Below are 15,748 nucleotides of genomic sequence, written 5' to 3' on the forward strand. Positions count from 1 at the left end.
CCGTAGGAGCGAAGCTTGCTCGCGAATGCGTCACCTCGGTCTAACAGATACACCGAGTTGCCCGGGTTCGCGAGCAAGCTTCGCTCCTACGTAGAGCGTAAGAGCCTGAGCCGCCGTAGCTCCTGTCTGATCGACTAGCGGTCAGGCAGGGTGATATTGAGTTCCAGGATCGAGCAGCTGCCCTGGTTTTCCAGAGCCACGTGCACGTCATCGGACCCGATATTGACGTACTTGCGGATCACTTCCACCAGTTCCTTCTGCAAGGCTGGCAAGTAGTCCGGCGTACTGCGCTGGCCGCGTTCATGCGCCACGATGATCTGTAGACGCTCTTTCGCTACCGAGGCGGTACTTGGCTTCTTGTTGGCTCGAAAGAAGTCAAAAATGTTCATTACCTACCTCCAAACAGGCGCTCGAAGAATCCCTTCTTCGTGACATCGAGGAAGCGATGTTCCACGGTTTTACCCAGCAGGCGATCGACCGCATCGCTGTACGCCTGGCCGGCGTCGCTCTGATCGTCGAGAATCACCGGCACACCCGAGTTGGAAGCCTTGAGTACCGCCTGGGATTCCGGAATGACACCCAGCAGGGTGACAGCCAGGATTTCCTTGACGTCTTCGACGCCGAGCATTTCGCCGTCACTGACCCGTTGTGGGTTGTAACGGGTCAGCAGCAAGTGTTCCTTGATCGGATCTTCGCCCTTTTCGGCGCGGCGCGATTTGCTGGCCAGCAGGCCGAGCATGCGGTCCGAGTCACGTACCGAGGACACTTCCGGGTTGGTCACGATAATCGCTTCATCAGCGAAATACATCGCCAGGTGAGCGCCTTTCTCGATACCGGCCGGGGAGTCGCAGACGACGAATTCGAAGTCTTCTTTCAGTGCCATCAGGACCTTTTCCACGCCTTCGACGGTCAGCGCGTCTTTGTCGCGGGTCTGACTGGCGGCCAGTACGTAGAGGTTTTCCAGGCGCTTGTCTTTGATCAGCGCCTGCTGCAGGTTGGCTTCGCCGTTTACCACGTTGACGAAGTCATACACCACGCGGCGCTCGCAACCCATGATCAGGTCGAGGTTACGCAGGCCGACGTCGAAGTCGACGATGACTGTTTTGTGACCACGCAGAGCGAGGCCGGTACCGATAGCGGCGCTGGTGGTGGTCTTACCCACACCACCCTTGCCGGATGTAACCACGAGAATCTTGGCCAAGGTGTTTCACCCCTAAGGAAAAAGGACATTTAGCCCCTGAAAAACATCTCTTGAAAAACTACTGCAGTCGGACAGCCTTGGCTGGAATCCGGTTCAGAGCGGAACTTACCTACGGTAAACACTGCTTGTGGCCTTTTTCCTACTTCGTTTGAGCCGTTTTCGCTACGTTTTAGAGATGCTTGGAAAATGCGGCAGTATCCGTTAAAGCCGAATGATGTTCAACACATCGCCCGACAGGCTGACCTGCACGCCCGAACCCCACAAAGGGTCGCGCCGCAGATCCTCCGAAACCTTGTAGTGGCCTGCGATGGAGACCAGTTCAGCGCTCATCTGCTGACAGAAAATCCTGGCCTTCGTGTCGCCTTTGACCCCGGCCAGCACACGACCGCGCATCGGGCCGTATACATGGATGTTCCCATCGGCGAGAAGTTCCGCCCCCGGACTGACCGACGAGACCACGACCAGATCGCAACCCTGGGCATAGATCTGCTGGCCGCCGCGCACTGGCGAGGTGATGATCTTGGTCGGCTTGATGGTCGGCTCCGGCGGTTTCTCCGGTTTTTTCTTCACCTCGCCCTCGTTCGGGTCCAGCGGACGCTCCCGAGCGCCGGACGGTGGCAGCACCGGCAGGTCGACCGCGATGGCGGCGGCGATGTCTTCGATGCGGCTGGCACGGATCGCCAGGGTGCGCAGGCCGTGCTGGCGGCAGATGCGCATCAAGCCTGGCAGATCAACGGCACCTTCGTGGGCTGGCAGTTTGTCCAGGGCCAGCACCAATGGCGCGTTGCTGAAGAAGTTAGGCGCCTGGGCAACCTTGGCGGCCAGTTGCCGATCGAGGCTCTCGAGGTCGTTACGGGCCAGTTCCAGCACCGTGATGGCGAGCATGCTGCCCTTCAACTGGAACACGGGATCTTGGTCTAGCGGATCGGTTTTGCTCATGTCGGCATACAACGGCTTGTCACTAAAAGTGCCGAGACTTATAACGAGAACGCCCGCGGGCCGCAAGCCGGGTCGAACGATGTAGAATGCGCGGCCATGGTCTTGACGGAAGCTTTAATGGATCGTCCGCGTTTTCGAACAGCATTTCTTTCTCCACGTTTCTGGCCGCTGTGGTGCGGGCTGGGGCTGTTGTGGCTGATTGTCCAGCTGCCGTATCCGGCATTGCTGTCTATCGGTCGCGCCCTGGGCGCATTGATGTATCGAGTGGCGGGCGACCGACGGCGCATTGCAAAGCGCAATCTTGAACTGTGTTTTCCCGAAAAAACCGCTGCCGAACGCAAACGGCTGCTCAAGGAAAACTTTGCTTCCACCGGCATCGCCTTTTTCGAGATGGCGATGAGCTGGTGGTGGTCGCGCGAGCGCCTGGCCAGACTGGCCCATGTCGAAGGGCTGGAGCATTTGCAGAAGGCTCAACGCGAAGGCAAGGGCGTGATCCTGATGGCGGTGCATTTCACCACGCTGGAAATCGGTGCAGCGTTGCTTGGCCAGCAACACACCATCGATGGCATGTACCGCGAGCACAAGAATCCGTTGTTCGACTACATTCAGCGCCTCGGTCGCGAGCGGCACAACCTCGATTCGCTGGCGGTGGAGCGCGACGACGTGCGTGGCATGCTCAAACTGCTGCGCTCAGGCCGGGCCATCTGGTATGCACCGGACCAGGATTACGGCGCCAAGCAAAGTATCTTCGTGCCGCTGTTCGGGATTCAGGCCGCAACCGTCACCGCCACCAGCAAGTTTGCCCGGCTGGGCAAGGCGCTGGTGGTGCCGTTCACCCAGGAACGCCTGGCGGATGGCAGCGGTTATCGACTGGTGATCCATGCACCGCTTGAGGGGTTCCCCGGCGAGACCGAAGAGGCCGATTGCATTCGCATCAATCAGTGGGTCGAAGGCGTGTTGCGCGAATGCCCGGAGCAATACCTGTGGGCCCATCGCCGCTTCAAGAGCCGACCGCCGGGTGAGCCCAAGCTGTACGCCAAACGCGGGTAGGAGCGAGCTTGCTCGCGAAAAACCTGAGGCCACCGCGGGGTATCAGGCTGCAAACGTCATCGTTGACGACCTTCGCGAGCAAGCTCGCTCCTACAGGTTTTTATTAGACAGGGTTGGAGCAATGACAATCCGATCCAGCATCATGGAGTGTTGCGATGAGTCCTGTTGAACCGGTGACAGGCCTGATTCTTTCCGGCGGCGGGGCTCGGGCGGCCTATCAGGTCGGTGTGCTGGCAGCGATTGCCGAACTGCTGCCGGTCGGCGCCAGCAACCCGTTTCCGGTGATCGTCGGCACGTCGGCCGGGGCGATCAACGCGGTCAGCCTGGCCAGCGGGGCGATGGATTTTCGTGGCGCGATCGAACGGTTGACCGCTTTCTGGCAGGGGTTTCGCAGTCATCTGGTATTGCGCAGCGACTGGCCGGGGGTGATCCATCAGGCCAGTCGGTTCGTCAGTCACAGCTTGCTGGGTATTGGTGCTCAGGTTCCGGTGGCCTTGCTCAACAGTTCGCCGCTGCGCGGGTTGCTCAACGATAAACTGCTGATGAGCGGAATAGACCAAGCCATCGCGCAGAAGCAGCTGCAGGCAGTAGCGGTCACGGCGTTCGGTTACGAGTCCGGTCAAGCCGTCACTTTTTATCAGGGCGGCGGCACCATCGACGCCTGGTTGCGGCATCGGCGGATTGGCGTTCCCACCCAATTGACGGTCGAGCACTTGCTCGCCAGCTCCGCCATCCCCTTGCTCTTCGCACCGGTGAAAATCGGCGAAGAATATTTCGGCGATGGCGCGGTACGTCAATCGGCACCGATCAGCCCGGCCCTGCACCTGGGCGCCAGTCGGGTGCTGGTGGTGGGCGTCAGCGGCAACCCGCGCGGCGTCGACCCGGAACAACCGCTGCTACGCGCCTACACCGGCCAGCAGCCGACCCTGGCGCAGATCGGCGGGCACATGCTCAACAGTACGTTCATTGACAGCCTGGAAAGTGACATCGAGTTGCTGCAGCGGCTCAATCAGTTCAGCCACCTGTTACCCGACGGCACGCCGACCCGTGCGCTGGGTGTGGCGCCGGTGGAGGTGCTGGTGATTTCGCCGAGCCAGCCGATCGACGAGATCGCCGCGCGCCATCGCCAGGAATTGCCGGCAGCGCTGCGCCTGTTCCTGCGCGGGCCGGGGGCGACCAAGACCAGCGGGGCGGGGGTGTTGAGTTATTTGCTGTTCGAGGCGGGGTATTGCAGCGAGTTGATTGATCTGGGACGGCGGGATGCGTTGGCCAAACGCGATGAATTATCCCGGTTTCTCGGGTTGGCGGAGTCTGTGGTTCCGGCTTGAGATCGGTGCTGAAGTTATCGCGAACAAGCTCGCTCCCACAGTGGGTCTACGTCGGACACAAATATTGCGTGCGCTGGAGATCCCTGTGGGAGCGAGCTTGCTCGCGATGGCGTCCTCACAGACGCCGCTGAATCAAAAGTGCAACTTCACCAAAAAGCTCGTAGTGCTCTGATCCGTCTTGAACACCTGGCTGTCCTTGATCCCGTACTTATCCGACCAGTAATCGTACTCCACCCCCACATACAACTGCTTCTCACCAAAATTCAGCGCTTTACCCAAGTCATATTTGACCTGTGGGTTGAAGTGCAGGTTGGCGTGGTAATCGCCTTTGGAGCTGGAGTCGTTGTCGACCACCCAATCCATGAAGCCATCGATCAGGATGCTCGAGTTGCCCACGGGAATGGTGTAGGACCACACCGGCGTGATCTGCCAGACGTTGTCGCCCGCACGGCTGCCTTCGGTGTGGCGCTGGTAGAAGTTCAGCTGGAAGTAGTCGAAGCCCGGGATCGCCAGGTCGAAACCAGGGCCGATCAGGTAGGACTCGGTATCGCCTTCGCCGAACTCGTAGGTCATGGCCAGCAGGACGTCCTTGATCGGGCCGAATTCGATTTTCTGGTCGAGGACCTTGCCCAGGGAAATACGCGGCTGGAATTCGCCATAATAAGTATTCGGGCCGGCATTGAAGTCTTTTTCGCCGTTGTAGAAGATCTTGTCGAGGAAGAAAAAGTTATCCCCGTATTTCCAGGCGTCGGCATGTTCGAAGGTGACGGTCTGCTGAATGCGCGGGTTGACCTGGAAGTCCTTGCCATACAGATAGGTCAGGCTGTTGTTCTGCCATTGCAGAAAGTCGTCGGCCATGGCTTGGCCTCCGGCCAGCAAGGATCCCGCGAGTATCAGGCTGGTGCACGTACGTTTCATTCGGTTGCTCCCAAAAAGTAGGTGTTGCACGATATTTTTTAAGGTCGGCGCTCTGGTTTGGCGCCTTTTTCTTTAACTGTAAAAAATCATCCAATCGGTTAGCTGCCGTGCTGTTGGCAAGCGCTGCGCCAAGGCCTTCGAAAAGCAAAAAACTCCCGCTCGGCTGTTCGAGAACAGTCGATTGAGAGGGGGTTTGGAATGCCTTGATACCGTCCAGGGCCGGGATAAGTTGGCTTTCTGGTCAGGAATTAAATCCGGGCTTTTTTTTAAAGCGGATTCGGGCGGCGGCGGAGAATACTGACTCCTTCGCCAGGTCTCAAGTGCCCCGCAACAGCGCACCGACGACAGGTTTGGGGCGCGGTTGCGGGCCATCTTAGAAGTGCACCTTCACCAGCAGGCTGGCGGTGTTTTCATGGGTGTCCAGGTTCGAGCTGTTTTCGACCCCGTACTTGTTCTTCCAGTAGCTGTATTCGGTGCCGACATAGAACTGCTTCTGGCCCCAGCCCATGGCTTTGCCGAGGTCATATTTGATCTGTGGATTGATGTGCAGGTTGGCGTGATAGGTGCCGCGGGCGTTCTGATCGTTATCGACCACCCAGTCCAGGTAACCGTCGATCAACAGGTCGGATTTGCCCAGCGGGATGCTGTAGGACCAGGCCGGAGTGATCTGCCACACACCGTCGCCGGGGCGCGGGCCTTCGGTCTGGCGGCGATAGAAATTGAGGGTGAAATAGTTGAAGCCGGGTATCGCGAGATCGAACCCGGGACCGATCAGGTAAGCCTCGCTATCGCCTTCGCCATACTCGTAAGTCATGGCCAGCAGCACGTCCCTGACCGGGCCGAATTCGAAACGGCGGTCGAGGATCTTTCCAAAGGACAAGCGTGGGCTGAACTCGCCGTAAAAGGCGTGGCGGCCTTTGTTGCGGTCCTGTTCGCCGTTGTAGAAGATCTTGTCGACGAACAGGAAGTTGTCGCCGTATTTCCACTTGTCGGCGTGCTCGAACGTCACCGTCTGCTGGATCGCCGGGTTGATCGCGAAGTTCTTGCCGTACAGGTAGCTCAGGCTGTTGGTCTGCCACAGCAATAAATCGCCGGCCATGGCCTGGCTGGCGGCCAGAAGTCCGCCGCACAACAACATGTTTGTCTGTGTCCGAATCATCTGTTGCTCCCTCTTGTTTTTATTTTTCAGGCACAGGTAGCCACCCCCTGTGGGAGCGAGCCTGCTCGCGAAGAGGTCGGCACATCCAACATCAATGTTGACTGGCAAACCGTTTTCGCGAGCAGGCTCGCTCCCACAGGGTTACGTGTCTTTACCTGTCAATGCGGGTGAGCGGGGCAGTCGTTGATGGCTGCCCGTTCGGCGCCGCCAAGAATGTTGAACAGCAGGTTCAGCGCCAGGGCACTCAAGGTCGCCATGGCGATGCCGCTGTGGGTGATCGGGCTCATCCACAACGGCAGATGGGCGAAGAACTCCGGACGTACCACCGGGATCAGCCCCATGCCGATGCTCACCGCCACCAGCAACTGGTTGCGGCGGTCACCGATGTCCGCCTCCTGAAGAATCTTGATCCCGGTGGCGGCGACCATGCCGAACATCGCGATGGCCGCGCCGCCCAGCACGGCAGATGGAATCGACGCCACCAGGAACGCCGCTTTCGGCAACAGGCTCAGCACCACCAGCAAACCGCCGGCGACGATCGTCACTGAACGGCAGCGCACACCGGTCATCTGCACCAGGCCGATGTTCTGGGCGAAGGAGGAGTGGGTGAAGGTGTTGAAGAATCCGGCGAAGAACGACGCACCGGCATCGCACAGCAAACCCCGACGCAGCATCCGTGGGCAGACTTCCTGGCCGGTGATTTTGCCCAGGGCCAGGAACATCCCGGTGGACTCGACGAAGATGATCACCACCACCAGGCACATGGACAAGATCGGTGCGAGTTCAAATTTCGGCATGCCGAAATGCAATGGCGTGACGATCTGTAACCACGGCGCCTCAGCCATGCCGCTGAGGTCGACCATGCCGATCAAGCCGCAGATCACATACCCCAGGCACATGCCGATCAGCACCGAGATGTTGACCCAGAAACCGCGCATGAAGCGGTGGACCAGCAGGATGGTAGCCAGCACCAGGGCGGCGATGGCCAGGTAGATCGGTGAACCGAATTGAGCCGCGCCAGCACCGCCGGCGGCCCAGTTCACGGCCACGGGGAACAGCGACAAACCGATCGAGGTGATGACCGTACCGGTCACCAGCGGCGGGAAGAAACGTACGACCCTGGACATGAACGGCGCGATGAGCATGCCGAAGAACCCGGCGGCGATGGTCGCACCGAAGATCCCCTGCATCCCGATGCCGGGCATGCCAGCCATGGCCACCATGCTGCCGACGGCGGCGAAACTGGCGCCCATCATCACCGGCATGCGGATGCCCATGGGGCCTATCCCCAGGGATTGCACGATGGTCGCGATCCCGGCCACCAGCAGGTCGGCGTTGATCAGGAAGGCGATTTCTTCACGACTCAGGCCTGCGGCCTGTCCGATGATCAGCGGCACCGCGATGGCTCCGCCGTACATCAGCAGGACGTGTTGCAGGCCGACCAGGATCAGTTGCAAAAGGGGCAAACGCTGAATGGCGGGTGCGTCGGGGATGCGCGCTTTGGATAGCTCGGACATGCAACACCTCGGATCTTTTTTATTCTTGTGATTTTGTGCATCAGGTTGACCGCGCTGCGGCCAATCGCAGGCAAGCCAGCTCCCACAGGATTAGGTGATCCCTGTGGGAGCGGCGGTGCGACGTCTCGACTTGCCCGCGATGCTTTTCAACGATTAATTGGTCGGAGCTCCCTGCACAATCCACGCCCCGATCAGGTCACGTTCCTGCTGGGTCATCTGGGTGATGTTGCCCAGTGGCATGATCTGGCTGGTGACGGCCTGGGCCTGGATGCGCGCCGCGTTCTGGCGGATCTGCTCGGGGGTGTCGAACATCACGCCAGCCGGTGCGGCACTGAACAGCGGACTGGTCGGCTTGGCCGAGTGGCAGACCGTGCAGCGTTCCTGGATCACGTTGTGCACCTTGTCGAAACCCGGGCCGGCGTTGGACGCCTGGGCCGGTGCGGTTGCCGGTGCCTCTGCAGGTTTTGCTTGCGCCGGTTTCAAACCACCACCCAATGCTGTTTCCGGCAGTGGCTGGTACTCGATCTTCGCTGGAGCGTTGGCGACTTCAGGCGCGCTGGACATCGGCTTCGGACCGGACACATAAGCGAGGCAAATCATGCCCACCGCTGCCACGGGCAGGGTCCAGGCATATTTGTGGCTGTCGTGACGGGTGTTGAAGTAATGACGCACCAACACCGCCAGCACCGCGATCCCGGCCAGGATCAGCCAGTTGTACTGGCTGCCATAGGTGCTCGGGAAATGGTTACTGATCATGATGAACAGCACCGGCAGGGTGAAGTAGTTGTTGTGACGCGAACGCAGCAGGCCTTTGGCCGGCAGTGCCGGATCGGGCGTGCGGTTCTCGGCGATTGCCGCCACCAGCGCCCGTTGCGCCGGCATGATGATGCGGAACACGTTGCCGACCATGATGGTGCCGATGATCGCGCCGACGTGCAGGTACGCACCACGACCGCTGAACACCTTGCTGAAGCCGTAGGCGGCGCCGATGATCAACACGAACAGGATGAAGCCGAGCAGGGCAGGGCGCTTGCCCAGGGCCGAGTCGCAGAGGAAGGAGTAGATGAACCAGCCGATGAACAGCGAGCCCAGGCCGATGGCCACGCCTTCAGGACCGCTCAGGGTGCTGCCCGGTGCCAGCAGGTACAGGGTCGGGTTGGAGTAGAACACCACGCACAGCAGCGCGATCCCCGACAACCAGGTGAAGTAGGCTTCCCATTTGAACCAGTGCAGGTTGTCCGGCATGGTCGGTGGGGCCAGCTTGTATTTTTCCAGGTGATAGATACCGCCGCCATGGATCGCCCACAAATCGCCGGCCAGACCGCTTTTCGGGTTGACCCGATTGAGGTTGTTTTCCAGCCAGACGAAATAGAACGACGCACCGATCCAGGCCACGCCAGTAATCATGTGAACCCAGCGCACGCTCAGGTTCAGCCATTCCAACAGATGTGCTTCCACAGTCTTTACCTCTCGCCTGTCACTCTGTTGTCGAGTGATCAGACCTTCTCTTATTGGTGGGGGGCGAGGATCAAACACTCATCCTCTTTGAAAAAATGCTCATCGCAGTTATTGCCTGTGCCACTGCGATCAACCACCAGGAAGTCATCCCGCTTTTCGATCGTCAGCACCGGGTGGTGCCAGACGCCGCGATGGTAATTAATGCCCTGCCTGCCGTTGGTGACGAAGGCGCGGACCAAGCCTGATACAGGTTCATCGCCAAGTGGCGCGACCACGATCAGAAAGGGGTTGCCGAGCAGCGGAATGAAAGCCTGGCTGCCCAGCGGGTGACGCTCCAGCATGCAGACGGTCAGCGGCATGTCCTGCGCGTCGGCGCGGAAGATGCTGATGATCGCATTGTCCTCTGGCGTGGCGGTTTGCACCGTCGCCAGTTTGTGAAAGCGCATGGTCGAACCGTTGTTGATCATGAAGTGATCGCTGCCATCGGTTTCGATCACGTCACCGAAAGGGGCGAAGGCTTCTTTGGTCAGCGGTTCAATCGTCAATGTGCGCATGCTGTTTTTATCCGAATTCTGTGTTGTTGGTTCTGTTGCTATCGCCAGCAGGCTGGCTCCCACAGGGGAATGCATTGCAAATGTGGGAGCCAGCCTGCTGGCGATTGGGCTCACCGCTTATTTAGCGACCTTGCCGAGTACGCGCAGGCGACTTACACCACCATCCGGGAACACGTTCAGGCGGATGTGGGTGATCGGCCCCAGCGCCTTGATCTGCTCGGCGAAGGTGTGCTCGGCGTGCATTTCCAGTTTCTGCGCCGGCAGCAGTTCGCGCCAGAACAGCGATTGGGTTTCGATCTGGCTGTCGGTGCCGCCCTTCACGAACGCGCCCTGGATCGAGCAGGTGTCCGGGTAGTTGCCCTTGAAGTGCAGGGTGTCGACGACCACTTTCTCGATCTCGCCCGCATGGCCCAGCGCGACGATCACCCAGTCATTGCCCGGCGTGCGACGACGGGCGGTTTCCCAGCCGTCGCCCATGTTGATGCCACGGCCCGGGTTGAGGATGTTGCTCATGCGGCCGAAGTGTTCGTCGGAGCAGGCGAGGGCGCGGCCACCGTTGAGGGCGGCAGCCAGGTCGACTTGCTCGTTGTCGCCGACAGCGGACCAGTCGCGGAACGGAATGCCGTACACGCGCAGACGGGCAACGCCACCATCGGGGTAGATATTGAAACGCAGGTGGCTGAACGCCTGATCGTTGCTGATTTCGTGATAGTGGTGGCTGTTGCCTTGCAGCTCGACCGCCGACAGGACTTCGGTCCACTGGGTGTTTTCGTCCGGCTCGCCCGAGGCCAGGAAGCAGGCTTCCAGGGAAGCCGATGGCGGGAAGTTGCCGGTGAAGAATGAAGTGTCGATGTCCACGCCTTTGATCGAACCCGGTACGCCCAGGCGGATCACCGCGCTGTCGTAGCCTTCGAAGCGCTTGCGGCGCGACTCCCAGCCGTCCATCCACTTGCCGTTGTCATCGAACACGCCCTCCTTCCACACAGCTGGGGTTGGCTGGAACAGGCGGTTGGCATCAGCGAACCAGTCATCGGTGACCGAGATGATTTTGGTGCCCAGGCGGGCGTCGGCCAGGTTGACGAACTTCTCGAACGGTACGGCGTAAGCTTTCATTCTTCTTGTCTGCCTTTAATAAGTTGGCTTGGGATGCTTGCAGTGCCCTGGGCGATGTTTGCGTTCAATGTCGTCCGGGCAAGGCTCGCTATAGGGTCAGTAATCGGAACAGGGCGATCTTGTTGATCTGCGCCAGCGCACATTTGAACTCGGTGTCTTGCGAGTTGTGGATGCGCGTTTCAAACGCCGCGAGGATCTGATGCCGGTTGCTGCCTTTTACCGCCATGATGAAGGGAAACTTGAACTTGGCCTTGTAGGCGTCGTTCAGCTCGGTGAAGCGCTGGAACTCTTCGGCCGTGCATTGGTGAATACCGGCGCCAGCCTGTTCGTTCGTGCTGGCTTCGGTCAGCTGCCCCTGGACGGCCGCACGGCCTGCCAGGTCCGGGTGAGCGTTGATCAATGCCAGCTGACTGGCGTGATCGGCGCTCAACAGGATGTCGCTCATGCGCTGGTGCAGGGTTTCGATCTCGTCGATCGAGGCGTCCTGGCCCAGGTCGAAGGCCTTCTCGGCCACCCATGGCGAATGTTCGTAGATGTCGGCGAAAGCGGCGACAAACGCATCGCGGCTCAGGGTCGACGGTTGCAGGGTTTGAAAGCGGCTCATTTGGCGACCCCTTGGTACGGGTGGGTTTCGTGCCAGTGGCGAGCGATGTCGACGCGACGGCTGAACCACACCTGTTCATGACTTTTAGCGTATTCGATAAAGCGTTTGAGCGAGGCCAGACGCGCCGGACGGCCGATCAGACGGCAATGCAGGCCGATCGAGAGCATTTTCGGTGCCTCGGCGCCTTCGGCGTACAGCACATCGAACGCGTCTTTGAGGTATTCGAAAAAATCGTCGCCCTTGTTGAAACCCTGGACCTGGGTGAAGCGCATGTCGTTGGTGTCCAGGGTGTACGGGATCACCAGGTGCGGCTTGCCGGTCGGGTTGTTGGGTTCCCAGTAGGGCAGGTCGTCGTCGTAGGTGTCGCAGTCGTAGAGGAAACCGCCTTCTTCCATCACCAGCCGACGGGTGTTCGGGCCGGTGCGGCCGGTGTACCAGCCCAGCGGACGTTCACCGGTGATTTCGGTGAGCACGCGGATCGCTTCGAGCATGTGCTCGCGCTCCTGCGCTTCGTCCATGTACTGGTAGTCGATCCAGCGATAGCCGTGGCTGCAGATCTCGTGGCCGGCCTCGACCATCGCGCGGATCACGTCGGGGTGGCGCTGGGCGGCCATGGCCACGGCGAAGATGGTCAACGGAATGTCGAATGCCTTGAACAGTTTCAGGATCCGCCACACGCCGGCACGGCTGCCATACTCGTAGAGCGATTCCATGCTCATGTTGCGCTCGCCCTGCAGCGGCTGCGCCGAGACCATTTCCGAGAGGAAGGCTTCGGACTCTTTATCGCCGTGCAGGATATTGCGCTCGCCACCTTCCTCGTAATTGAGCACGAAGGACAGGGCGATACGGGCATTGCCCGGCCAGTGTGGGTGAGGAGGGTTACTGCCGTAACCGATCAGGTCGCGTGGGTAGTCAGCGCTCACTGCAGTCTTCCTTCTTGTTCGTGGTAACAGGTGGTGCGGCGGCCTGATGATGAAATTCCGGGCTGGCGCCACAGCGATGGGATGATTGTATACAACTTTATATCCACTTTGTAAGCCTGATTTTTTGCATTTTTCGCTGACGGTCATCTTGGCCTAATAGTGCAAGAAACCTGCCTGATTGGTCAGCTAATGGATGAAAGGTCCTTTGTTCCTATGGTTCGGCGGTAAATTCGTTGAGAACCCGGAGTGGCAAGGGTAGGGCTAAAAATGTCATTTTTATTGTGTACAATTTTTTTGAAAAGTGTCTTAATCAATCGCTCGCCGCAGCGTTTCGTGCTCCGAACCGGTGCGGTCTCCTTTTCAACTGACTTCGGGAGGCGCGAGGCCTGACTGCTGATGCAGCCAGGCGCGCAGAATCAATGGGACGTTTGACTACACACGTTTTAGACGCTGCACACGGTTGCCCGGGCAGCTCGATCAAGGTCGAGTTGTACCGTGTTGAAGGTTCGCAACTGGAATTGGTCGCCAGTGCGGTCACCAACAGCGATGGCCGTGTCGATGCACCGCTGCTGCAAGGCGATGACTACCGTTCCGGGGTCTATCAGGTGCAGTTTCATGCGGGTGATTACTATCGCGCCCGAGGCGTTCAGCTGCCGGAACCTGCGTTCCTGGATGTGGTGGTGCTGCGGTTTGGTATTAGCGCAGAGCAGGACCACTACCACGTGCCGTTGCTGATTTCGCCATACAGCTATTCCACGTACCGCGGCAGCTGATCCCCCAGTCAACTGCCTCAACCTGGAAGCGACTGCGCATATAGCTTCTTTGGTCTTTCGCCCGCTCACACTGCGGGCTTTTTTTTTGGTACGCCAGGCATGGCGTATCCGGCGACGTTCCCGCGCTGATCCACGGGAACGTCCAGCAGTCCTGTCAGCCTTGTCCGGTAAGGAAAAGGGTCGGTTGCGAAGGAGCGAGGTATCAACCTTCTCTAACGATGACGAGGGTGGTCTGATCTGCGCCGATGGGTTGAGTACTGCCGAGTAAATAGATGGCTTTGTTCAGGTCCAGATGCTTGCTCAGTTCCTGCCATTGCTCTTCGCCAATTCTGCTCCGGTACGCTGGATCGCTCAGTTCGGAACCTGGCACAGCAGGACGTTTCATGCTGCCAAGTAGCGAAGTGGCGGGAAATCTCAACACGAATACGGCATCAAGCCCTTCCCGGTGAAACAGTAACGCATCCTCGCTGAGTATGCGGGTCGTACGATTCACGACATAGCCGTTATGTTCTAAAACAGTGCTGAACAGGCTTCGAAGACTGGCGCCTGGAACGTTCGTTACATACTCATTCCATTCTTGCGGGATTCGTTCTGGATCAAAGTCAAGTCGCTGCAATGCCTCCGCGGAGGGTGTAGGCAGTGAAATTATTGTCTCGGAGCCGCTCAGTGTTGTGGGCAGCCTGGGTAGCATCATCAGCGGGTCGGCCAGCTCTCGACGGGGCGCCTCGTTACTGATTCTATCTGCCCAGTGGTGAAATGCCCGGCTCATCAGCGCGAGGCCATGCGCGTTGATGTCTGCGAAATGACTGATCTGATTGAACACTGCTCTTGCAATCGTACTTGCTGAATGATTCGACAAATACTTGAAGGAACTGGCGACGTATTGAGACAGGGACATTACAAACGGAAGGCGTCTCTCCACCACCTTCCACTGGTTATCCTTTTTTATGGCCCATTTTGGCTGTAGCGATGGATTGTCCAACAGCATCTGTTCGAAAGCGTCATATCGCCCAGGTGAAAATCCAGGGTGTTGCAAATAGACCAGGCGCGTAGTGGACTGCATATCCTGAGGCACTATCGGATAGTGAAGCCCGTCTATTTCTATGGATTGACCTGATTGAGGCTGTGTGTTTCTCCCCCAGTTTCGCCACAGTCCGTAAGAAAGATCCAGTGCGATCGATTCATTCGAGAGAAGATTATCGGCAATGATGTCTGTATCGGGAGAGTCGCTACTTTCTTCATCCAGGCGCGGACGTTTGCTCGGGCCGGGAGTGGGTTCGCCAGGTTCGGCGGACGGTGGGCGCTTGCCCGGCCCAGAACCGGACTCTTCGGGCTGCCACCGCGACGTTCCTTCCAAACGTTCAAGCACTGGCCCATACACGTCCCCCTTTTTGCTGTCCTTCGCCTGGCATTTTCCTCCCTCTAACAGGACGACCATGACAGTGGTGTTGTCCAAGAGATCGACAAATAACCTCCCGGAAGAATGTTTGCGAATCCCGTCCTTATCCGGGGCATCCAGGCTCCTGGCAAATTTATTCGCAATGATGAGCTCATCGAGACTGACTGTTTTTCTGAAGGCTCGAACAGGCTCGTTCCCGTCTGTTTTCTCAGGCGTAGAGCGTCCAGCAGTCGGCAGATCCGTGATGACGATCGCGGATTCTGCAGAGGGATGGGTGTCTGGCGAAGCATCCGCAGGGCGTGTACCGGGTGTAGTGTCTCTTCCTGGCCAATGAAAATCAGGGTGATCAATACTGGCTTGGTGACCAGGGAGCTGAGTATTTTCCGAATGAGGTCGTGTCGTTGTCGAAGTGCTGTCTTCCGGGCTGGAACCAGGAATTTTTTTCGGTGGTTTAGCCATTTATCTAATGCTCCGATAAATTATTAAGTAGTGATTTCGGATTGAATGGAGGTCATGATTTTAGAAAAGCTTTGAATGGTCACTCATCTGAATGTTTAATCTTGATAGAGCCGTGTTCGTAAAAACCAAGAGGTCGCTCGGGTTTTGGCAGGATGACAACGTGCTAAAAATTTTAGATATACATATATATGCTGTTGTTGCTATCTGTTGCGGTTTGAAGACAGTGCGAGGTCCTTATCTCATAGGTTGTTGCTGTGTATGACAATCGGGGGGCGAACAGAGGCATGGACATGTATCACTACAGTCCATGAGTCAGGGCAGGGTATTGGTGAGGTGCTGCCCTCCTGAGTGAC

The 15,748-nt window shown here is 58.5% G+C and carries 15 protein-coding genes; 3 read left to right on the forward strand and 12 right to left on the reverse strand.

Annotation, left to right across the window (positions count from 1 at the left end; all coding sequences use genetic code 11):
- Window positions 1-134: 134 nt before the first annotated feature.
- The 3 genes from minE to minC all read right to left on the reverse strand — a co-directional run bounded on the left by minE (window position 135) and on the right by minC (window position 2,140).
- The gene (gene minE / locus ACA041_RS07830; RefSeq protein ID WP_007944431.1) at window positions 135-389 is read right to left on the reverse strand and encodes a cell division topological specificity factor MinE; all 255 of its coding nucleotides are present in this window, start codon (window positions 387-389) and stop codon (window positions 135-137) included.
- Entirely contained in the window at window positions 389-1,201 is an 813-nt protein-coding gene (minD, locus tag ACA041_RS07835; protein ID WP_497440593.1) for a septum site-determining protein MinD, read from the reverse strand. Before minD ends, minE begins: the two co-directional genes overlap by 1 nt.
- A gap of 201 nt (window positions 1,202-1,402) precedes the next feature.
- Window positions 1,403-2,140, reverse strand: coding sequence for a septum site-determining protein MinC (gene minC, locus ACA041_RS07840; RefSeq protein ID WP_497440594.1), 738 nt, complete (start codon window positions 2,138-2,140; stop codon window positions 1,403-1,405).
- A gap of 117 nt (window positions 2,141-2,257) precedes the next feature.
- Here minC and ACA041_RS07845 point away from each other — a divergent pair, with 117 nt between their 5' ends.
- Both ACA041_RS07845 and ACA041_RS07850 read left to right on the forward strand, forming a co-directional pair.
- Window positions 2,258-3,190, forward strand: coding sequence for a lipid A biosynthesis lauroyl acyltransferase (locus tag ACA041_RS07845; RefSeq protein ID WP_497440595.1), 933 nt, complete (start codon window positions 2,258-2,260; stop codon window positions 3,188-3,190).
- 155 nt (window positions 3,191-3,345) lie between these two features.
- Window positions 3,346-4,518: a patatin-like phospholipase family protein gene (locus ACA041_RS07850; RefSeq protein ID WP_497440596.1), complete on the forward strand. Its 1,173-nt coding sequence runs from the start codon at window positions 3,346-3,348 to the stop codon at window positions 4,516-4,518.
- 132 nt (window positions 4,519-4,650) lie between these two features.
- Here ACA041_RS07850 and ACA041_RS07855 read toward each other — a convergent pair whose 3' ends face one another.
- The 8 genes from ACA041_RS07855 to puuE form a co-directional block, all read right to left on the reverse strand.
- The gene (locus ACA041_RS07855; RefSeq protein WP_497440597.1) at window positions 4,651-5,436 is read right to left on the reverse strand and encodes an outer membrane protein OmpK; all 786 of its coding nucleotides are present in this window, start codon (window positions 5,434-5,436) and stop codon (window positions 4,651-4,653) included.
- A 373-nt stretch (window positions 5,437-5,809) separates the two neighbouring features.
- Window positions 5,810-6,595 (reverse strand): outer membrane protein OmpK, encoded by a 786-nt coding sequence (locus ACA041_RS07860; RefSeq protein ID WP_497440598.1) that lies wholly within the window; start codon window positions 6,593-6,595, stop codon window positions 5,810-5,812.
- 158 nt (window positions 6,596-6,753) lie between these two features.
- Window positions 6,754-8,112 carry a nucleobase:cation symporter-2 family protein gene (locus tag ACA041_RS07865; RefSeq protein ID WP_497440599.1) on the reverse strand — a complete coding sequence of 453 codons (1,359 nt, stop codon included), beginning with the start codon at window positions 8,110-8,112 and terminating at the stop codon, window positions 6,754-6,756.
- 153 nt (window positions 8,113-8,265) lie between these two features.
- Complete coding sequence (locus ACA041_RS07870; protein ID WP_497440600.1) at window positions 8,266-9,570, reverse strand: urate hydroxylase PuuD; 1,305 nt, start codon at window positions 9,568-9,570, stop codon at window positions 8,266-8,268.
- Window positions 9,571-9,620: 50 nt separating this feature from the next.
- On the reverse strand, window positions 9,621-10,124 hold the full coding sequence (locus tag ACA041_RS07875; RefSeq protein WP_497442024.1) for an ureidoglycolate lyase: 504 nt from the start codon (window positions 10,122-10,124) through the stop codon (window positions 9,621-9,623).
- Between the two features lie 117 nt (window positions 10,125-10,241).
- Window positions 10,242-11,237, reverse strand: coding sequence for an allantoicase (gene alc / locus ACA041_RS07880; RefSeq protein ID WP_497440601.1), 996 nt, complete (start codon window positions 11,235-11,237; stop codon window positions 10,242-10,244).
- 88 nt (window positions 11,238-11,325) lie between these two features.
- Complete coding sequence (gene uraD, locus ACA041_RS07885) at window positions 11,326-11,841, reverse strand: 2-oxo-4-hydroxy-4-carboxy-5-ureidoimidazoline decarboxylase (protein WP_497440602.1); 516 nt, start codon at window positions 11,839-11,841, stop codon at window positions 11,326-11,328.
- A complete protein-coding gene (puuE, locus tag ACA041_RS07890) occupies window positions 11,838-12,764 on the reverse strand; it encodes an allantoinase PuuE (protein WP_497440603.1) in 927 nt (308 codons plus the stop codon). Before puuE ends, uraD begins: the two co-directional genes overlap by 4 nt.
- A gap of 419 nt (window positions 12,765-13,183) precedes the next feature.
- On the opposite strand from puuE, the gene uraH reads away from it, so the two are divergent.
- Window positions 13,184-13,537 (forward strand): hydroxyisourate hydrolase, encoded by a 354-nt coding sequence (gene uraH / locus ACA041_RS07895; RefSeq protein ID WP_497440604.1) that lies wholly within the window; start codon window positions 13,184-13,186, stop codon window positions 13,535-13,537.
- A 202-nt stretch (window positions 13,538-13,739) separates the two neighbouring features.
- On the opposite strand, the gene ACA041_RS07900 is transcribed toward uraH, so the two are convergent.
- Window positions 13,740-15,395, reverse strand: coding sequence for a hypothetical protein (locus ACA041_RS07900; RefSeq protein ID WP_497440605.1), 1,656 nt, complete (start codon window positions 15,393-15,395; stop codon window positions 13,740-13,742).
- Between the last annotated feature and the right edge of the window lie 353 nt (window positions 15,396-15,748).

Source organism: Pseudomonas sp. LBUM1676 (genome assembly GCF_059695605.1).